The sequence below is a fragment of the Pyxidicoccus sp. MSG2 genome, assembly GCF_026626705.1.
Taxonomy (GTDB): Bacteria; Myxococcota; Myxococcia; order Myxococcales; family Myxococcaceae; genus Myxococcus.
The window spans coordinates 4,637,473-4,657,525 of sequence record NZ_JAPNKC010000001.1 but is presented as its reverse complement, the minus strand read 5'-3'; the positions used below and the strand labels follow the sequence as shown (position 1 = coordinate 4,657,525).

Annotated in this window: 10 protein-coding genes, 7 tRNA genes and 1 pseudogene; 12 read left to right on the top strand and 6 right to left on the bottom strand. The window is 69.7% G+C overall.

The window, feature by feature from the left end; all coding sequences use genetic code 11:
* Positions 1–32: 32 nt before the first annotated feature.
* The 3 genes and pseudogenes from OV427_RS50800 to OV427_RS17850 form a co-directional block, all read right to left on the bottom strand.
* Positions 33–10,601 (bottom strand): annotated as a pseudogene (locus tag OV427_RS50800) (amino acid adenylation domain-containing protein); the annotation flags it as partial.
* A gap of 123 nt (positions 10,602–10,724) precedes the next feature.
* Positions 10,725–11,114: a VOC family protein gene (locus tag OV427_RS17855; protein WP_267857324.1), complete on the bottom strand. Its 390-nt coding sequence runs from the start codon at positions 11,112–11,114 to the stop codon at positions 10,725–10,727.
* An 88-nt stretch (positions 11,115–11,202) separates the two neighbouring features.
* Positions 11,203–11,970 carry an AraC family transcriptional regulator gene (locus OV427_RS17850; RefSeq protein WP_267857323.1) on the bottom strand — a complete coding sequence of 256 codons (768 nt, stop codon included), beginning with the start codon at positions 11,968–11,970 and terminating at the stop codon, positions 11,203–11,205.
* 124 nt (positions 11,971–12,094) lie between these two features.
* On the opposite strand from OV427_RS17850, the gene OV427_RS17845 reads away from it, so the two are divergent.
* From OV427_RS17845 to OV427_RS17815, 7 genes are all read left to right on the top strand, one after another.
* The gene (locus tag OV427_RS17845; protein ID WP_267857322.1) at positions 12,095–12,247 is read left to right on the top strand and encodes a hypothetical protein; all 153 of its coding nucleotides are present in this window, start codon (positions 12,095–12,097) and stop codon (positions 12,245–12,247) included.
* 109 nt (positions 12,248–12,356) lie between these two features.
* A tRNA-Ala gene (locus OV427_RS17840) sits at positions 12,357–12,428 on the top strand.
* Positions 12,429–12,434: 6 nt separating this feature from the next.
* Positions 12,435–12,508, top strand: a tRNA-Leu gene (locus tag OV427_RS17835).
* A gap of 123 nt (positions 12,509–12,631) precedes the next feature.
* The gene (locus tag OV427_RS17830; RefSeq protein ID WP_267857321.1) at positions 12,632–12,772 is read left to right on the top strand and encodes a hypothetical protein; all 141 of its coding nucleotides are present in this window, start codon (positions 12,632–12,634) and stop codon (positions 12,770–12,772) included.
* Between the two features lie 54 nt (positions 12,773–12,826).
* A tRNA-Glu gene (locus OV427_RS17825) sits at positions 12,827–12,898 on the top strand.
* Positions 12,899–12,911: 13 nt separating this feature from the next.
* Positions 12,912–12,986 (top strand) — tRNA-Arg (locus OV427_RS17820).
* Between the two features lie 117 nt (positions 12,987–13,103).
* On the top strand, positions 13,104–13,301 hold the full coding sequence (locus tag OV427_RS17815) for a hypothetical protein (protein WP_267857320.1): 198 nt from the start codon (positions 13,104–13,106) through the stop codon (positions 13,299–13,301).
* Here the strand turns inward: OV427_RS17815 and OV427_RS17810 are convergent.
* Both OV427_RS17810 and OV427_RS17805 read right to left on the bottom strand, forming a co-directional pair.
* Positions 13,287–13,820, bottom strand: coding sequence for a hypothetical protein (locus OV427_RS17810; RefSeq protein ID WP_267857319.1), 534 nt, complete (start codon positions 13,818–13,820; stop codon positions 13,287–13,289). The genes OV427_RS17815 and OV427_RS17810 overlap by 15 nt on opposite strands.
* 172 nt (positions 13,821–13,992) lie before the next feature.
* Complete coding sequence (locus OV427_RS17805; RefSeq protein WP_267857318.1) at positions 13,993–15,198, bottom strand: hypothetical protein; 1,206 nt, start codon at positions 15,196–15,198, stop codon at positions 13,993–13,995.
* A gap of 673 nt (positions 15,199–15,871) precedes the next feature.
* On the opposite strand from OV427_RS17805, the gene OV427_RS17800 reads away from it, so the two are divergent.
* On the top strand, positions 15,872–18,280 hold the full coding sequence (locus OV427_RS17800) for an ABC transporter permease (protein WP_267857317.1): 2,409 nt from the start codon (positions 15,872–15,874) through the stop codon (positions 18,278–18,280).
* Positions 18,281–18,311: 31 nt separating this feature from the next.
* On the opposite strand, the gene OV427_RS17795 is transcribed toward OV427_RS17800, so the two are convergent.
* On the bottom strand, positions 18,312–19,442 hold the full coding sequence (locus OV427_RS17795; RefSeq protein ID WP_267857316.1) for a hypothetical protein: 1,131 nt from the start codon (positions 19,440–19,442) through the stop codon (positions 18,312–18,314).
* Between the two features lie 96 nt (positions 19,443–19,538).
* Between OV427_RS17795 and OV427_RS17790 the strand changes: the two genes are divergently transcribed.
* From OV427_RS17790 to OV427_RS17775, 4 genes are all read left to right on the top strand, one after another.
* A complete protein-coding gene (locus OV427_RS17790) occupies positions 19,539–19,679 on the top strand; it encodes a hypothetical protein (protein ID WP_267857315.1) in 141 nt (46 codons plus the stop codon).
* A gap of 109 nt (positions 19,680–19,788) precedes the next feature.
* Positions 19,789–19,861: transfer RNA gene (locus OV427_RS17785), tRNA-Glu, on the top strand.
* A 15-nt stretch (positions 19,862–19,876) separates the two neighbouring features.
* Positions 19,877–19,950, top strand: a tRNA-Arg gene (locus OV427_RS17780).
* A 15-nt stretch (positions 19,951–19,965) separates the two neighbouring features.
* Positions 19,966–20,040, top strand: a tRNA-Arg gene (locus OV427_RS17775).
* Positions 20,041–20,053 lie beyond the last annotated feature (13 nt).

Here is a 20,053-nt window from a genome sequence, read left to right as displayed (position 1 = left end):
GCATGGGGCGCGCTCAGCAACGAGAAGTGGTCTCCAGGCGCCTCGCATACCGTGAGCGCGCCCGTGAGCCACGCGCGCCAGCCCAGGTCGTCTGGTCGCATGCGGGCGTCAGCGCTCCGGAAGAGGAGCGCCGGGCCCGCGTACGTGCTGCCCGGTACGTAGGCCTGCTGTGCGGCGGCGAGCCGCTGGACGAGGGCGAAGAGCCGCCTGGCGCCGTCCCCGTCGATGGAGGGCACCTGCTCCAGCACGCGGGCCAACTGCTCCTCTGGCTTCAGGCCTCGCAGTTGCTCCAGGTCCAGACGCAGGTCCTGCCACGACACGCCGAGCATCCGGCCGAAGGCCGCCAGCAGGCCGAGCGCATCCGGCGCCGGACGCGGCTGTGTCTCGGGCGCCTCGGTGTCCAGCAGGGCCAGCAACGCCACTGACTCGCCCGTTGCTTGAAGCTGGAGCGCCATCTCGTAGGCCACCAGCCCGCCGAAGGACCAGCCTCCCAGCAGATAGGGCCCGCGAGGCTGCACGGCGCGCACCTGCTCGAGGTAGTCGCGCGCCAGGGCCTCGACGGAAACGGCGTCCTCCAGTTCGGAAGCGTGCAGGCCGTACACCGGGCCGTGGCCGCGCAGCTCGCGTACCAGCTCGGAGTATCCCCGCACGCTGCCGCCGCCACCATGCATGAGGAAGAGGGGGCGCTCGGAGACGTTTCCCTCTTCGAGCCGAATCAGGTTGCGCGTGGATGCGGGGGCCTGCTGCATCCGCCGCGCGAGCCGCTCCACCGTGGAGTCCTGGAAGAGGGCCGCCACCGGGAGTGCCTGGCCGGTGTGCTCGCGAATGCGGGAGACGAGGCGAAGGGCCAGCAGTGAGTGGCCGCCGAGCGCGAAGAAGTCGTCGCTGACGCTCACGCGAGGCACACGCAGCACGTCCGCGAAGGCCGTGGCGAGCTGTGCTTCCAGCGCAGTTCGCGGCGCGATGAAGGGCGCGCTGTCGCTCCGGAGCTGGGTGTCCGGCGCGGGCAGACGTCGTCGGTCGACCTTTCCGGTCGGCGTCAGTGGCAGTGCCTCCAGCTTCACCAGGTGGGAAGGCACCATGAATGCCGGCAGCCGGGATGCGAGCGAGTGGTGCAGCGCGTCCGGTTCCCAGGCCACCTCCGGGTCCGCGACGACGTAGGCCACCAGTCGCTTGTCGCCGGGAACGTCCTCGCGAACCATGGCGGCCACCTCGCGCACGACGGGCAGCGAGCGCAGGGCGGCTTCGACTTCAGACAGCTCGATGCGGTAGCCGCGCACCTTGACCTGGGCATCGGCGCGGCCGAGGAACTCCAGCACGCCGTCGTGACGCCAGCGCGCGAGGTCTCCGGTGCGGTAGAGGCGTGCCCCGGGCACACCGGAGAAGGAGTCCGGGACGAAGCGCTCGGCGGTGAGTGAGGGCTGGCCCACGTAGCCACGCGCCACGCCGTCGCCACCGACGAACAGCTCACCGGTGACGCCCACGGGTACGGGCTGGCCAGAGGCGTCCAGCAGATACACCTGGGTATTTCCGATGGGGCGGCCGATGGGGACGGAGGTGCCCACGTGGGAGACGTCCGTCATGCGGTGGCAGGAGGTGAAGAGGGTGCCCTCGGTGGGGCCGTAGCAGGCCGTCACCGGAATGAACATTCCTTCCAGCACCCGGCGCACGTGCGGCGCGCTCACCACGTCACCGCCGGTGAGGAGCTGCTTCACCGTCTTCAGCCCGGGCAGGTGGCTGTCCACCATCTGAGAGAAGAGTCCCGCGGTGAGGTGCAGCGTCGTCACGCCGTGCTTCACCAGCACCGACTCCAGCTCGTACACATCCGAGGGCGAGTGCGGCGGGAAGACGACGAGCCGAGCCCCATGCAGCAGCGGTCCCCACAGCTCCAGGGTGGACGCATCGAAGGAGACAGGAGCGATGAGGAGGAACGTCTCATCCGGCCCCAGGTGTGCGTAGTCGACGCCGAAGAGGGTGCGAAGCACGGCAGCCTGTGGAGTGCCGACGCCCTTGGGCCGACCCGTCGAGCCAGACGTGAAGTCGACATACGCGAGGCTGTCGGGCAGCGCGGTCATGGACGGCGCCTGCATGGGCAGGCCATCCAGGGACACCTCTCCCAGCACGACGGTGGACAGTCCTTCGGCGGGCAGCCTCGACAGCAGCTCGCGCGTGGTGACGAGCACGTGAGGTGCCGAGTCCTCCACCATGGCGGCGAGCCGCTCACGCGGGTACGTCGGGTCCAGTGGCACGTAGGCGCCACCGGCCTTGAGGATGCCGACCAGGGAGACAATCAGCTCCAGCGAGCGCTCCATCGCCACGGCCACGCGCGAGTCCGTGGACACACCGAGTTCGCGCAAGTGCCAGGCGAGCTGGTTCGCACGCTCGTCCAGTTGCCGGTAGGTGAGCGTCGCGTCACCGAACGCGACGGCGACCTTGTCGGGGGAACGCGCCACCACCTGAGCGAAGACCTCGGGCAGGGTGGAGTCACGCGGGTACTCGGAGGCAGTGGCGTTCCACTCCACCAGCAGTTGCCGTCGCTCGGCCGCCATCAGCATGGAGACCGAAGCGAGGGGCGCGTCGGGCCGGGTGGCGAGGGCTTCCACCAGCGTGACGAAGTGCGCCGCCATGCGCGCGGCGGTCTCCGCCTCGAAAAGGTCGGTGTTGTAGTCGAGAGTGCCCTGGTAGCCCTCGGGCGCTTCCATCAGGTTCAGCTGCAGCTCGAACTTGGCCGCGGCGCCCTCCACCTCCAGCGGGTGCAGCGCCAGCGCTCCATGTCGGAGCGAGGGCATGGGCGTGTTCTGCAAGGCGAAGAGCACCTGGAACAACGGAGCGCGGCTCAAGTCGCGTGCGGGCTGGAGCGCTTCCACCAGTTGTTCGAAGGGCACGTCCTGATGGGCATAGGCCCCCAGGGCTGTCTCGCGGACCTGCCGCAGCAGGTGCAGGAACGAAGCACGAACGTCCACGTGGCCGCGCAGCACCAGCGTGTTGACGAAGAACCCGACGAGCCCTTCCAGCTCACCCTGGTGCCGGCCGGCGATGGGCGAGCCGACGGCGATGTCCTCCTGTCCCGTGTAGCGCGCCAGCAACACCTGGAAGACGGCCAGCAGCGCCATGAAGGGCGTGGCTCCCGCTTGCTGGCACACCGCCCGGAGCGCACGCGAGGCCACGGACGAGAGGGCAACGGGGACCTGGGCACCGTGGAACGTCCGCACGGGCGGGCGTGGCCTGTCCGTGGGCAGCTCCAGCGTGGCGAGCCCCGAGAGGTGCTGGCGCCACCAGGAGAGCTGCTCGTCCAGCACCTCGCCCTGGAGCCACTGTCGCTGCCAGACGGCATAGTCCGCGTACTGGAGCGCGGGAGGCGGCAGCGGTGAGGGCCGGCCGTGGCTGAAGGACTCGTAGAGCGCGGCGACTTCACGCAGCAGCACGCCCATGGACCACGCGTCCGAGACGATGTGGTGCATGTTCAGCGCGAGCACGTGCTCCAGCGGTCCCCGCTTCCACAGCCGTGCGTGGACGAGCGGGCCGGTGGCGAGGTCGAAGCTGTGCCGCAGTTCCTCGCGAAGCTGCCGCCGCAGCGTGTCCTCGGCGGCTTCAGGCGTGAGTCCACCCAGGTCCACGACGTCCAGCCGCGGCTCCTCGTGGGGCATGATTCGCTGGCGTGGCTCGCCGTCCACCAGGATGAAGGTGGTCCGCAGCGCTTCATGCCGGCGCATCAACTCCGACAGCGCGCGCCGGAGTGACTCCACGTCCAGCGCACCCTCCAGCCGCACGAAGGCGGGCATGTTGTACGTGGCGCCGCCGGGCTCGAGCTGGTCGATGAACCACAACCGCTGCTGGGCGAAGGACAGCGGCACGGGGCCCGTGCGCGGCACGGGGACGAGCGGTGGTGGTGCAGCCGGTGCCACCACGCCCCGCGCGCGCAATCCACGGAGCACCTGGCGGGCGTGCGAGTGCAATTGTGTCCAGGTGAGGGCGTGGCCCTCATGTTCCCCCGCGACGGTCTCCGGCGACAGGCGGGCCTGCGCCTGGAGCAGCCGTTCCAGACACGCGTCTTCCGCCGTGGCGGCGGCGGGATGGTTCCACGCCTCGAACAACAGGTGCCGCTCACCGGGCGTGAGCATGGGCAGCGCGGAGAGGCGGCGCTCAGGTGCGGAGAGAGCCTCCTCCAGCAGCGTGCGCAGGTGGCCGACCATGCGGCCCGCGGTCGCCGCGTCGAAGAGGTCGGTGTTGTACTCCAGCACGCCCTTCAGCCCCTGGTCCGTGTCGCTCAGGGCCAGCGTCAGGTCGAACTTCGCGGTGCTGCCCTCCACCTCGATGCGGTGGAGGCTCAAGCCCGGGCCCATCATCTCGGGCATGGGCGCGTTCTGGTACGCGAGCATCACCTGGAAGAGGGGCGAGCGGCTCGAATCCCTCTCGGGCCGCAGGGCCTCCACCAGCTTCTCGAAGGGGACGTCCTGGTGCTCGTACGCCCCGAGCGCCACATCGCGCACGCGGGCTAGCAGCTCGCGGAAGGAGGGGTCTCCGTCCAGCCGCGTGCGCAGCACCAGCGTGTTGACGAAGAAGCCGATGAGCCCCTCCAGCTCGGCGTGGTGACGGCCGGCGATGGGCGAGCCCACGCAGACGTCCTCCTGTCCGCTGTAGCGGGCCAGCAGTGTCTGGAACGCGGCGAGCACCACCATGGACGGCGTGACTCCCTCGCGGCGGCAGAGCGCGTGCATCGCGTCCGACAGCGAGCGGGGGAACTGGAAGGGCCAGGCCGCGCCACGGAAGGACTGTGTCCGGGGCCGCGGTCGGTCGGTGGGAAGCTCCAGGGCACGCGGTGCCCCGTGGAGCTGCCGCCGCCACCAGCCGAGCTGTGTCTCCAGCGCTTCGTCGCGCAGCCAGCCGCGCTGCCAGAGGGCGAAGTCCGGGTACTGCACCGGCAGCGGCTTCAGTTGCGGCGTCCGGCCCTCCAGGTGGGCCGCGTACAGGGTGGTCAATTCCTGGATGAGCACGCCCATGGACCACGCATCGGAGATGACATGGTGCATGGTCAGCAGCAGCACGTGGCGCTGCTCACCCAGGCGCACCAGGAGCACGCGCCAGAGCGGGCCGGCTTCGAAGTCGAAGACCTGCCGTGCCTCGTCCTCGACGAGGGCCCGTAGCACGGCTTCCTGCTCCGGCACCGTCTCCAAATCCGTCCACCCGGCGGGGAGTGCGGGCTCGGGAGTGATGACCTGACTTGGACCTGCCTCTGCGTCGCGGAAGGTCGTGCGCAGGGACTCGTGGCGTTGCTGCAGGGCCCGCAGGGCCCGTGCGAAGGCGGGCACGTCGAGCACGCCTTCCAGGCGCACGGCCGCGGGCAGGTTGTAGGCGGCGCTCTCGGGCTCCAGCTTCGCGAAGAACCACAGGCGCTGCTGCGCGAAGGACAGGGGCAGGCTTCCGCCGCGTGGCGCGGGCTTGAGCGGAGGCACCGCGAGCGCATTGCGCACGGCACCCAGGGCCTCCAGGCGGTGGGCCACGGCCTCCACGGTGGGCGCGGTGAAGAAGTCGGCCAGGGGCAGCTCCACCTGGAACGCGCGGCGGATGCGCGAGAGGACCTGCGTGGCGCTCAGTGAGTGGCCACCCAGCTCGAAGAAGTCGTCCTCGGCGCCTACCGCTCCGGTGTGGAGCACCTCTTCGTAGAGCGTCGCGAGCAGTTGCTCGGTGTCCGTGCGCGGAGCCCGGGAAGGCGCGCGGCGCAGCAGGGCGGCATCCGGGGTGGGCAGTGCCTTGCGGTCCACCTTGCCGTTGGACGTGAGGGGGAAGGCGTCCAGCACCACCACGGCCGAGGGCACCATGTACTCGGGGAGCCGCTCCTTGAGCAGCGCGCGGAGCACCCCGGGGTCGAGCGACTCGGGGGCCACCACATAGCCCACGAGGCGCTTGTCACCCGGCGCGTCCTCGCGAACGAGCACCACCGCTTCCTTCACCCCGTCGCACGCCAGCAGGGCGGCTTCGACTTCAGACAGCTCGATGCGGTAGCCGCGCACCTTCACCTGGGCGTCGGCGCGACCTAGGAACTCCAGCACGCCGTCGTGACGCCAGCGCGCGAGGTCTCCGGTGCGATAGAGGCGGGCCCCGGGCACACTGGAGAAGGAGTCCGGGACGAAGCGCTCGGCGGTGAGTGAGGGCTGGCCCACGTAGCCACGCGCCACGCCGTCGCCACCGACGAACAGCTCACCGGTGACGCCCACGGGCACGGGCTGGCCAGAGGCGTCCAGCAGATACACCTGGGTATTTCCGATGGGGCGGCCGATGGGGACGGAGGTGCCCACGTGGGAGACGTCCGTCATGCGGTGGCAGGAGGTGAAGAGGGTGCCCTCGGTGGGGCCGTAGCAGGCCGTCACCGGGATGCGCAGCTCCTCCAGCACCCGGCGCACGTGTGGCGCGCTCACCACGTCACCACCGGTGAGCAGTTGCTTCACGCCGCGCAGCGCGGAGAGGCCGTGCTCCACCACCTGGGTGAAGAGCCCGGCGGTGAGGTGGAGCGTCGTCACGCCGTGCTTCATCAGCACGGCCTCCAGCTCCTTCAAGTCACTGGGAGGACGGGGCGGGAAGACGACGAGTCGAGCCCCATGCAGCAGCGGTCCCCACAGCTCCAGGGTGGACGCATCGAAGGAGACGGGTGCGATGAGGAGGAACGTCTCATCCGGCCCCAGGTGCGCATAGTCGACACCGAAGACGGTGCGAAGCACGGCGGCCTGCGGAGTGCCGACGCCCTTGGGCCGTCCGGTGCTGCCAGAGGTGAAGTCGATATACGCGAGGCTGCCGGGATGCGCGGCGGGCGGCGGCGCATGCGCGGGCTGTTCGGAGAGTCGAGCCTCCTCCACGAGCACCGTGTGCGTCACCGCCGGGAGCATCCCCACGAAGGCGCGAGTGGTGATGAGCACAGTGGGACGCGAGTCCTCCACCATGGCGGCGAGCCGCTCACGCGGATACGTCGGGTCCAGTGGCACGTAGGCGCCACCGACCTTGAGGATGCCGACCAGGGAGACAATCAGCTCCAGCGAGCGCTCCAGCGCCACGGCTACGCGCGAGTCCGTGGACACACCGAGTTCGCGCAAGTGCCAGGCGAGCTGGTTCGCACGCTCGTCCAGTTGCCGGTAGGTGAGCGTCGCGTCACCGAACGCGACGGCGACCTTGTCGGGGGAACGCGCCACCACCTGAGCGAAGACCTCGGGCAGGGTGGAGTCACGCGGGTATTCGGAGGCAGTGGCATTCCACTCCGCCAGCAGTCGCCGGGCTTCGTCGGTGGCGACAGCCCCGTGTGTCCTGGAGGAGGTCCGTGCCTCCAGCTCGCGCGCGACGTCCTCCAGGGGGCGCGTGGGCCGCGGCCGTGACTCCTGGCGTCTGGCCACTGCCGGTGCCGCCCGTCCCGCGAGGGCTTCGTCGATGAGGCGAGCCACGGCTTCGACGGTGGGGGACTCGAAGAGCCGGCGAAGGGGTAACTCCACACCGAACGCGTGACGGATGCGACTGATGGCCTGCGTGGCCAGGAGCGAGTGGCCGCCCAGGTCGAAGAAGCTGTCCTCGGCTCCCACGCGCTTCACGCCGAGCAGCTCCTGCCAGAGTCCGGCCAGGCGCTCCTCGGTGGCCGTGCGCGGTGCTACGTACTCCCGCGCGGCCATTCCCGAGAGGTCGGCGGCCGGCAGTGCCTTGCGGTCTACCTTGCCATTCGGCGTGAGCGGCATGGCCGGCAGCACCACGATGGCCGAGGGCACCATGTACTCGGGCAGCGTCTCCTTCAGTGCGGCCCGCAGCGCGACGCTGTCTGTCTGCACACCCTCGTGCGCCACGACGTAGCCCACGAGGCGCTTTCCTCCGGGGCCGTCCTCGCGCGCCATGACCACGGCCTCGCGCACCGGGGGCAGCTTCGACAGCGCGGCCTCCACTTCGCCTGGCTCGATGCGAAAGCCGCGCACCTTCACCTGCGCATCCGCGCGGCCGACGAACTCCAGCGTGCCGTCCTCGCGCCAGCGCACCACGTCACCCGTGCGGTACAGGCGCGCTCCTGCCTCACCGGAGAACGCGTCCGGAACGAAGCGCTCGGCGGTGAGTCCCTGCCTTCCCGCGTAGCCGCGCGCCACGCCCACGCCACCGATGAACAGCTCTCCCTTCACACCCATGGGCACGGGCTCTCCGCGTGCATCCAGCACGTACGCGAGTACGTTGGCCAGCGGGCGGCCGATGGAGGGCACACGCCCATCCGCGAAGCACTCGGTGAGCGTGGCCACCACCGTGGCCTCCGTCGGGCCGTAGCTGTTGAGGAAGCGCCGGCCGGCAGTGGCCCAGCGTGCCACTACCTCGGAGGGAAGGGCCTCACCTCCGGAGATGATGGTGCGCAGCTCCGGAAGCTCCTCGGCGGGTGTGGCCGCGAGGGCCGCCGGAGTGAGGCTGATGACGGTGACGGCCTCGTCGCGCAGCAGCTTCTGCAGCGGCGCGCCGGGCATCAATTCCTCCAACGGTGCCTGCACCAGCGTGGCGCCGGAGCACAGCGTGGTGAAGACCTCCTCCACCGACAGGTCGAAGGAGAGGCTGGCGAACTGCAACACGCGACTGCCCGGGCCGATGCCGTACGCCACCGCTTCGTGGGTGACGAGGTTGGCGACGCCACGGTGCTCGACGGCGGTGCCCTTGGGCGTGCCGGTGCTGCCGGAGGTGTAGAGCAGGTAGGCAAGGTGGCGCGGGCCCACGCCCGTCACCGGCGCTTCGGTGCTCTCGCGAGACAGCGCGTCCTGCTCGGTGTCGAGGCACAGCGCGCGTGCGTGGTGGGCCTCGGAGAAGCGCTCCAGCAATGCGGACTGTGTCACCAGCACCGAGGCCCCGCTGTCCTCCAGCATGAAGGCCAGTCGCTCACGCGGCAGCAGCGGATCCACCGGCACCCAGGCACCCCCCGCCTTGAGGATGCCGAGCAGGCCCACGACGACCTCCAGCGAACGCTCCACACTGAGCGCGACGCATGTTTCGGGCCCCACGCCCTGGCGGCGCAGTGCATGTGCGAGCTGGTTGGAGCGGACGTCGAGCTGCGAGTACGTCAGCGCGTGTCCCCGGAACCGGAGCGCCACGGCGTCGGGAGTGCGCCGGGCCTGTGCCTCGAAGAGCGTGTGGACGCACGCCTCGGGGAAGGGCGCGGACGTGCCGGTCCATGCACCGCTGACCTGACGTTGCTCGGCCGGCTCCATCAGTGGCAGCTCCGAGATTCGGAGGTCCGGATTCGCCGCAGCGGCTTCGAGCAGCGTGCTCAGGTGCGCGAGCATCCGCTGCACGGTGCCGGGCTCGAACAGGTCCGTGTTGTACTCGGCGGCGAGGCGCAGGCCCTGGCCTTCCGGCAGCTCCACCGCCAGCAGGGACACGTCCGCCTTGCTGGTCCGGTTGTCCACCGGCTGCGCATCCATCACCAGCCCCGGCAGCCGCAGCGAAGGCATGGGGGTGTTCTGCAAGGTCAGCGCGACCTGGAAGAGGGGCGCGACGCTGAGCTGGCGCCCGGGCTTGAGCGCGTCCACCAGCTTCTCGAAGGGCACATCCTGGTGCGCATATGCGCCCAGCGTCGTCTCGCGCACGCGGCCCAGCAGCGCGCGGAAGCCGGGCTGGCCGGACACGTCCGTGCGCAGCGCCAGGGTGTTGGTGAACAGGCCGATGAGGCCCTCCAACTCGGCGCGGCCTCGGCCCGCGACGGACGTGCCCACGACGATGTCCGGCTGTCCCGTGTAGCGGTGCAGCAGCGCCTGGAAGCCGGCCAGCAGCACGGTGAAGAGGGTGCCACCCTCCGCGCGCGCCAGGGCCTTCAACGACTCGAGCAGCGCCGGGGGCAGCACCACCGTGAGGCGGGCGCCGCGTCCGGAAGGCACTGCCGGGCGAGGCCGGTCCGTAGGCAATTCCAGCACCGCATCCGCGTCCAGCCGCTCCCGCCACCAGCGGACCTGGGACTCCAGCACCTCGCCTCGGAGGTACTCGCGCTGCCAGGCGGCATAGTCCGCGTACTGCATGCGGGGCGCGGGCAGCGGCGAGGGCTGTGCCGTGGCGAGCGCCGGATACAGCGCGCTCAGCTCGCGAACGAGGACACCCAGGGACCAGCCGTCGGAGACGATGTGGTGCAGGTTGAGCAGCAGCACGTGCTCGAGCGCACCCAGCCGGTACAGCACGGTGCGCAGCAGCGGCCCCTTCTCCAGGTCGAAGGGCTGACATGCGTCGGTGGTGAGCCGTCGCCACGCCTCGGCCTCGCGCCCGGCTTCGGGCAGCCCCTGGAGGTCCACCACGGGCAGGGAGATGCTCCCCGACGCGGCGACGAGCTGGACGGGGCGCCCGTCCTCCTCGACGAAGGTGGTGCGCAGTGACGCGTGGCGTTGCACCAACTCCTGGAGGCTGGCGCGCAGGGCCGCGTCATCCAGCGTCCCGGAGAGGCGCACGGCCACCGGGATGTTGAAGGCCGCGCTGCCCGGGCTGAGCCGGTCCTGGAACCACAGCCGCTCCTGCCCGAAGGACACGGCGCCCCGTTGGACTTCACGGGCCTTGCTCCGCAACAGCTCCGCCAGGCGCGCGCGCTTCTGCTCCGGCGTGAGCGTTGCGGCTCCGCCATCCATCCTCGACCCCGTTGAACCCATGTGAGGAGGGTTTTCGGGTTTTCACCTTCTCAGGTTTCCGCTCTTCAGCCCTGAGAGGAGGATTGGATGGCGATATTCACGCCAGGAGTGTGTCTGGTTCACTCAGGTGGTGATGGGCGTGCAGAGCTCCACGAGCACGCCGTCGATATCCCGCACGTAGGCCACCGTCTGCCCCCAGGGCTTCTGCTTGGGGGGCTGGGCGGCCCGCGCGCCGGCCTTCACGGCGCGCTCGTAGGCGGCCTGCACGTCCGTGGTGACGAGCGCCACCTCCACGCCGGCCGCGTCCTCCTTCACGCGGTTGGGGCGCACGGTGAGGCCGTTGTCCTTCGCCATGCTCTCCACCGCGAAGGCGAGCGCCGTGGCGCCGGTCTCCATCTCCGCGTAGCTGTTGCTCTCGTGGAGGAAGCGGCGTTGCAGGCCGAAGGCCTTCTCGTAGAAGTCGACGGTGGCGGGCACGTCCTGCACGTAGAGGATGACGTAGCCGAGCTTCATGGCGGAGCACTCCGGTGGAAGGTGGAAGCTGTGTACGGCGGTGTTCGCACGGTGCGCCCGACCTGTCTTGAAGGAATCGGACAGGGCGTCAGCCGGCGAGCATGCCAGGCGTCACGCCCGCGAATTCCCGAACCTCGCGCGACAGGTGGGCCTGGTCGGAGTAGCCACACGCGAGCGCCACGGAGGACACATCTTCGCCCGCCCGAGAGCGCAGCAGCGCCACGGCCCGCTGGAAGCGGAGCACCCGGGCAAGCAGCTTCGGCGCGACGCCCGCCTCGTCCAGCACGTCGCGGTGCAGGGTGCGCTCACTGATGCCCAGCGTGTGCGCCAGCGTGGACATTCGCACCTGACCTCCAGATGCCTGGAGCCAGCGCAGCGCCTGCGCGGCGCGGGGTGATGGCGAGGCACCGACGGAGGCTCGCTGCCGAGAGAAGGTCTCCTGGAAGAGGCGCAGGGCCCGCGCGGGTGATGCGCAGTCCTCCAGTCGCCGCTGGAGCACGGCGAGGTCCGGCGCGCAGTCCGCCACGGGGACGTTGAGCCCGCACACCTCGCAAGGACTCACGCCGAGCAGGGGAAGCGCCCACCCGGGCCGGAGCCGCACGCCGAAGCTCACCGCGCCGGGCTCGATGTCCACGAGCGCGAAGCGCTCCATGGGCCCTACGACGACCAGTTGCGGGTCGGCCAGCCACGTGGAGCCTCGTGCGCCACGGAACTGGAAGATGAGGTCCGTGCAGCCGTCGGGCAGCACCCGGTGGCTGAAGGGGGCGGCACCGGGGGGCGGCGCGGTGAAGCGCCAGAAGGCGTCCACCGCCTCCGCCAGGGAGGCGGGCGGTGCCCACTCTTCATAACCCGTCACCCCACCACCGGCTTCCATCGTGCACCCGTCCGTGGCCCCGGAGCATGGCCGGGGGCAAAAGCCCTGTCACGTGTCAGGGAAGGATTTATCGGCGCGTCTCTTTTCGCTGAAAGGAGCGGTGACCATGAACACGGCGAACCTGACGAGCCCGATGAATCCCGAACACCTGAACGACACTGTCATCGGCATCGACGCGCTCGCGCTCGCCCGTCTGTTCACCGCTCTTGATGCCGCGATGCTGGGAGATATCGCTGGCGATAGTCCACCCGGACTCTGACCTTCCGCGTCCCGTCGAAAGACGAGGCACGACGAGACCAGAGGCCGGGCTCCCAGAGGGGACCCGGCCTCTCGCTTTTCCGGGTCACCGCAGCACCCATCACAGACACGGGATCATAGTTCCAAGGGGAGAACGCTCGGTTCGCATCCGAGAGGTCCGGGTTCGAATCCCGGTGGTTCCACTCAACGCCGCGGTAGCCCAATTGGTAGAGGCGCTGCCTTCAGATCGCAGAGGTTGCGGGTTCGAATCCCGCCCGCGGCATGGCTGTCCGTAGTCCTGTTTCTGCTCCGGGATGCGATTGGATCGCAGCACGGCCGTCTACCGTGTGAACAGGGTTCGATTCCCTGTCGGAGCGCTCTTCCCTACTGAAAGGAGCGGTGACCCATGAAGAACATCGACCGTCGCAACGACCTCGTCCATGGCCTCGCCGTTCCGGCCGCGAACACCGAGCCCGAGCCCGTTCCCGACGAGCTCGAGTGGCTGGACGGAATCGCTTCCTTCCGTGACAGCCGTTCCCGACCCTGAGTCTCCGCGCCCCGTCTTCTGACAGGGCGCGATGAGGCCAGGGGCCGGGCTCCCGCCCCGTTCGTCTATGGGCGGAGGACACCGCACTCTCAATGCGGAAAGACGGGTTCGACTCCATGCGGGGCACTCGCAATACCTTGGTCCTGTAGCTCAGCGGATGGAGAGCGCTCGGGTGCGAACCGAGAGGCCGCAGGTTCGATTCCTGCCAGGGCCACATGTTGTCTGCACGCCGAGCCAGTTGGAGACGGCATCGGTCTGACGTACCGACTTCGCCGGGTTCGATCCCCGGGCGTGCACTCCCGTCGTCGGGCTGCCCAGGGACGAGGACCCGATGGATGACCCCGCGACGGTGCTGGCGCACGCCGAGCGCCTGGACGTGGACGCCCTGGTCGCGAAGGCCCGAGCCTCCGCGTCGGACGGTGGCGAGGAGGGGGAGCCGAGCCGGGTCGGCACGTCGCTGGAGGCTGTGCTCGAGCCGCTGTCCCGCGGGCCCCACGCGCGTATGCGTCTGGCGCTAGCGCGGCTGTGACAGGAAGATGGCGAGCGCGGACATGAGTTGCTCGCTCGTCTCTTTCTTGAGCTCGGGGGGGATCACCACCGTCACCGGGGACTGGAGGCCAGAGCCGCACGTCCGCCGGCCCTCGTACCAGCGGCGGTTGCGCTCGATGGTGAGCTCGTACCCGCAGTCGCCCACGTTGCCGGCCAACTCCTCGTGGCTCAGCCGGAGCTCCGAGGCCTGCCCGGCGAAGGTGCCTTTGAGTTCCAGGGTTTCGGTCCGCTCGCGGAGCTGGAGGTCCACGGGAGCTTGCCCCACGGTGCCATGGATCCGCCCATCCGCGAGGGTGAGGTCCACCGGGCGCCCGGATGACTGCCCGTGGATGGACTCCGGAGTCACCTCGAGCTGGAGCCCTGGGCCGTTGATGGCCTGCTGGGTGACGCGTGCACTGAAGGTGCCTTGGGGAGAGCGCACCTGCAGGTCCTGCGAAGGCTTCGCGAGTGCCGCGCTCCCTGAGAGCAGCGTGGCGGCGAGGATGCTGGTGGTCTTCATGCCCCAAGAGTAGGCCCCCCTTCGAGCACGTCCCACTTCGCCCGCGTGGCCGCTCGGGAGGCGGCGCTCGGCTCAGGGGCGCGCCTCCGCCCCTGCCTTCTTCGCGCTGGGCCTCTTGCTCACCCTCCCGTTCGCCTGAGCGAACGGAAGGGCGTCCCTGACTCCGGGATGATTACTTCACGCCGGCATCCACCTTCACGGTTCCCGCGTCAGAAGTGCCCGCGTCACGCGGGCCCGCATCGGGGATGCCCGCATCGCCGGTCCCGGCGTCACTGGCACCCGCATCGGAGCTTCCCGCGTCAGAAGTGCCGGCATCGGAAGTGCCCGCATCTGCCGGCGCGCAGGGATCCATCACCCCACCGTCAGCTCCACGGGGCGGACGTCCTCCCCAGGGAAAGGGCTGGGTCTCGTTGGGTCCCGAGTTCGCATTGCTGTGACAGGCGCGGCAGCCCTGGTTGGGGCTCACACCGGGCTTCACGGCCTCCGAATCGCCCCCGATATAGTTGCTGACGTTCGCGATGTTGAGCGGCACCTCCGAGAGGAGGTTGCCGTCCTTGTCGATGGCCAGGCCCATCACCAGCGGTGGCGACTGTCCCTGGACGACGGGCCCGAAGAGGAACAATTCGGTGGCGCAGTTCCCGTCGGCCGCCTTGTCGTAGCTGAAGAGGACGAAGTAGGTGACGGTCTGCCCGTTCTGGACGGACTGTACGAAGTACCCGAAGGTCGAGCGCGAGCTGCCCTCGTTCAGCACACCGGAGTTGTCCGTGAAGGCGAGAAAGCCCGGTCGGCCCTTGAGGTCGACCGGGTTGGTGGTGCACGCGTTGATGCCCGCGGCGCTTACGATGGCACCGTAGACGCCCAGCGGATTGGTGACGCCGGTGAACGTGCCGGGCGTACCGCAGCCGGGCTGTGTCATGGGCGCGAGCTGGATGTTCGTCGCTCCCCCCAGTCCCATGAAGTTGTTGAACGCGGTGTTGGCGTTGAGCTCGCAACTGATGCAGCAGTGGGTGAGGCCGTTGAAGCGGACGTTCGAAGCCTGCTTCACCTTGCACTGCTTGCCGCTGATCGAGAACGAGCTCCCCACCGCGCTCGTGCACGCGCCAAGAGAGGCGTAATGCGCACTGGCGCCACAGATGTTCTGCGCCGCGGAGATCTGCTCGGGCGGCAGGTACAGGGGGTTGGTGAGTTCAGGAGGCGCGACGTAGCCACCGTCTCCGCCGCCACCTCCACCATCCGCGCTCAGCGCTTCCTCATGGGTCAGGTCTTCACCGGCCTCCTGGAGTCCTCGGGGGCTTTCGCACGCGGAAAGCAACGCACAGACCGTCAACACCGCCATGAACCAGACAACGGGGAGCTGCTTCGAGTCTGTTCTTCGCATCGTGTCCTCCTGGAGCAGGAAAGAGACGGACACGAACCACAGCACAAAACCGCCAAAACAATAAAAGCAAGGAAAGTGATATTAAGTGGCTCGCTGCGTTACCCCACTGGCGCAGCGCAGCGTCAGGGCTCATTCGTGTTTCAACCCATGGCGGTTCAGCGCCCGTCCAGGAACGCGAGCAGCCGCTGGCGGAAGTCCTCCCGGCAGTCCCGTCGGCGGCCCTTCTCGGCCCCACTGCACCCTCCCTCCCCCTCAACAGGGCCCCCCTCTTTCCTTGGCGTCTGTTGACTCGAGCGATGCGGCCCTCCACCGGGCACGGTCGTCACCTCGTCCGGATGGCGCGTCGTTGTTGCCGCCGGGTGGCAGCATGTTTGCCCCGGCAGGGGCGCTGCGTGGCGGAGGTGTCCGACGCGGGCTCCTGGGCCGCACCGCGGGGAGGCAGAACGAGAGTGGCCCGACTCCACGAGTCGCTCTGAGCGGCCGGCGAGGGCAGGCCGCTGCCTGCCGGGGCATGTCCGCTTCTGGGACAACGTTTCGCGGAAGTGGGCACCCCCGGGGCGGGAAGCCTCCCGTCCTCAGCGATTCCCTGGGGTTGGGTGCGCGGCGGCATTGGCACGCGGCTCGCTCTTCTTCCTGCTTCATCGTCCTGCGGGCGGAATGAAGAGGTGGTGACGTGGAGAGACTGCTGGGAGACGTGAGGTACGCGCTGCGCTCTCTGCGCAAGAGCCCCGGCTTCGCGCTGGTGGCGGTGCTGGCGCTGTCGCTGGGCATCGGCGCCAACAGCGCCGTCTTCAGCGTGGTGAACGGCGTGCTCCTGGTGCCCCCGTCGCTGGAGTCACCGGAGCGGCTGGTCCACCTGTCCAACGACATCCAGGTGGCGGACCTGGAGGGCATCTCCGTCTCCGTGCCCGAGTACCGCGACTTCACCACCCTGTCGCGCGTCTTCTCCGCGGTGGCGGCGTACTCCTGGCGGGACATGACGCTGACGGGAGGCGGCTCGGCGCAGCGCTTCGGCGTGGTGCACGGCACCGCCACGCTGTTCTCCACGCTCGGCGCCACGCCCATGCTGGGCCGCGGCTTCACCGAGACGGAGGCCGCACAGGGGGGCGACAAGGTGGTGGTGCTGACGCACAAGGTGTGGCGCGCGCACTTCGCCGAGGACCCCGGTGTGCTGGGCAGGACGATGCAGCTCGACGGTCAGCCCTACACGGTGGTGGGCGTGCTGCCCCGGGGCGTGGCGTTTCCGGAGCACGTCGACCTCTACGTGCCCCTCGCTCCCCCCGTGGCGAACCTCACCTCGCGCACCACGCGCAACCTCTTCGCGCTGGCGCGGATGAAGCCGGACGTGACGGTGGAGCAAGCCCGCGCGGACATGGCCCGGGTCGCCCACGAGATGCAGCAGGTGGAGCCGCGCTATCAGGGCATCGGCTGGTCCATCCGCGTCACCTCGCTGGAGGACAAGGTGGTGGGCGACGTGCGCGGCACGCTGTGGCTGCTGTTGGGGGCAGTGGGTTTCGTGCTGCTGGTGGCGTGCGGCAGCGTGGCGAACCTGCTGCTGGCGCGGGCGGCGACGCGCGAGCGCGAGGTGTCCATCCGCGCGGCACTGGGCGCGAGCCGGGGGCGACTGGTGGCTCAGTTTCTCACGGAGAGCCTGCTCCTCTCTCTCTCGGGTGGCGCGCTGGGGCTGCTCTTCGCGCTGTGGGGCACGGACGCGCTGCTGGCCTTCGTGGGAGACGCGCTGCCGCGCGCGGCGCAGGTGCGGCTGGACGTGACGTCGGTGCTCTTCACCGTGGGGGTGACGGTGCTCACCGGCGTGGTGTTCGGGCTGGTGCCGGCACTCCAGGCGAGCCGAGCGGACCTGAATGCGACGATGCGCGAGGGCGCGAGGGGCACGGAGAGCGGGCGCGGGGGGCGGCTTCGCTCCGGGCTGGTGGTGAGCCAGATGGCGTTCGCGCTGGTGCTGCTGGTGGGCGCGGGCCTGTTCATGAAGAGCCTGCTGGCGGTGCGCGGGGTGGACGCGGGTTTCACGCCGGACGGCGTGCTCACCGGGCAGCTCGCCCTGCCGGAGGCGCGCTACGCCGAGCCCGCCCGCAAGCTGGCCTTCCAGCGCGAGCTGCTGGAGCGCTTGAAGGCGCTGCCGGGGGTGGAGACCGTGGGGCTCACCAGCCTGCTGCCGCTGGGCGGCATGTCCACGAACGGCCTGGAGTTCGAGAGCCGGCCCACCGTGCCGGGAGAGTTGCTGCCGGCGGTGGAGTTCCGGCTGGCGAGCCCGGACTACCTGCGCACGTTGCGGGTCAAGCTGCTCCAGGGCCGCCTGCACCAGGACTTCGGCGAGGTGGGGAGCACGCCGGAGGTGGTCATCAACAAGCGCTTCGCGGACGTGTACTGGCCCCGGGGCAACGCGCTGGGACAGCGGCTGTCGCTCGAACCGAAGCGGCAGTGGGCGACGGTGGTGGGCATCGTGGACGACCTGCGGGAGGGGGGCCTCGACGAGCAGGCCCGGCTCGCGGCGTACTGGTCCCTGCCGGCGGCGCCGGCGTCCTACCTGGGGCTGGTGGTGCGCGTGAAGTCCGGGGCACCGGAGGCGGTGCGCTCGGCGGTGGAGGCGGAGCTGCGCGCGGTGGACGCGGACGTGCCGCTGTTCAGCGTGGCGCCGCTGGCGCGGCTGGTGGACGAGTCCATCGGCTCGCGCAGCCTGTCGGCCTTGTTGATGGGGCTCTTCGCGGGCACGGCGCTCCTGCTGGCGGCGCTGGGCATCTCCGGCGTGGTGGGCTACTCGGTGGCTCGGCGCACGCGGGAGATGGGCATCCGCATGGCGCTGGGGGCCGAGCGCTCCGACGTGCAGTGGCTGGTGCTGCGCCAGGGGCTGAAGCTGGCGGGGCTGGGCGTGACGGTAGGGCTGGTGATGTCGCTGGGGCTGGCGCGCTTCATGGGCGCACTGCTCTACGGAGTGACAGCGTATGACCCGTGGACCTTCCTGGGGGTGGCGGCACTCCTGGGCGCGGTGGCGCTGGCGGCGACCTGGCTGCCAGCGCTCCGGGCCTCGCGCGTGGACCCCATCGTCTCCTTGCGCTCGGAGTGAGTGAGGTTCGATTCCCTGTCGGAGCGCTCTTCTACTGCGAGAACGTGCTGATGATGCCGCACGCCTCGCAGGCCACGCCGTACAGCATGCCCACGTCGGAGAAGAGGGCCTCTTCATCCCTCACCTGACCGACGAAGTGCATGGCCTCCTTGCAGCGCGGGCACGGTGGCGCCTTCGGATATTCGACCCAGGAAGGTGCTCCGCCCAGCCGATGGAGCCGCTCCCCGTCGCTCATCATGATGCTGCGCCAGGTGCGTCCGCGTACGAACTCCACCTCGTGATACTCCGGAGGCTCCACGCTTCGGGAGTGCGCGGAAGTCCCGTCCGCGCCCAGGCTCGACAGCGTGTTGTCCGGTGACAGCTCCACGTGGACCGTCCCGCCCGCCGCGAGACAGGTGAGGCACGTGGGCAGGCGCGCGGGCCAGGGCAGTCCGTAATCCGCGGCCTCGCCGTCGAGCAGGAGCGCATCCAGCAATTCGGAGCCGCACTTCACGCAGAGCGTGTCGGGAATGGAGCGCCACAACGCCCCGCGCGCCACGGGTGCTTCCGGCAGTGCGTCTTCGGCGGCCTCCTCCGGGAGCACCTCCAGACACGTCGCCGTGAAGTTGCGCGCCAGCTTCCCGGAGGTGCGCCGCACCACGTTGGCGCGGCGCAACCACGTCACCGCTTCCTGCCGCGCGCCCTCGTCGAGCGCCCCCACCCACGCCTCGAGCGCGCGCAGCGCCCCCTCGCGTCCGGAGCGCGCGAGCGCCAGGGCCGCCGCGGCCACCGGGTCCTCCACCGACACGTACTTCTGTGGACGCCAGTCCGTCTTCAGCTCGGCCATCAGCGGAGCGAGGGCCGACACAGGCGCATCCGTCCAGGCCAGTGACTCCAATTCATGTTGGTGTGACAGCTCGCCGAGATACGGGTGCAGGAGGGAAGGGTCCAGCTCGGTGAGGGCGGTGAAGCCCTCCTCGAAGAGTCGGGAGCTTCGCCGCAGCTCCATCACGCCCCTGGCCAGGCGCACGCGGTCCTCGGGGGTGAGCGTCGCGTAGTCCGACGCCTCCGTCTCCTCGCCCGGAAGGCCCAGTTCCTCGAGCAGCGCCACCTCGCGCTCGTAGCAGGCATCCGACGCGGCGTGCTCGTCCCATATCTGCGTGAGCCGGTCCTTTTCCGTCATGGCGCGAGCGTAGGGCAGGCGAGCGCGCGAGCGAAAACCCCGTGTCAGGAGACGCGTTTCCCGCACGTCATTTCCCTCTGAAAGGAGCGGTGACCCATGAAGAACATCGACCGTCGTAACGACCTTGTCCGTGGCCTCGCCGTTCTGGCCGCGAACACCGAGCCCGAGCCCGTCCCTGACGAGCTCGAGTGGCTGGACGGAATCGCTTCCTTCCGTGACAGCCGACCCCGACTCTGAGTCTCCGCGCCCCGTTGTCTGACAGGGCGTGATGAGGCCAGAGGCCGGGCTCCCAGAGGGAACCCGGCCTCTCGCATTTCCGGGTTCCTTCGTTCGCAGCATCCCTCCTGCCCCGTTCGTCTATTGGCGGAGGACACCGCACTCTCAATGCGGAAAGACGGGTTCGACTCCCGTACGGGGCACTCACAGTTCCCTTGGGTCCTGTAGCTCAGCGGATGAGAGCACTCGGTTGCGAACCGAGAGGTCGCAGGTTCGATCCCTGCCAGGGCCACATGTCTTGTTTTGAGGTCCTGTAGCTCAGTGGATTGAGAGCGCTCGGGTGCGAACCGAGAGGCCGCGGGTTCGACTCCTGCCAGGACCACATGTTGTCTGCA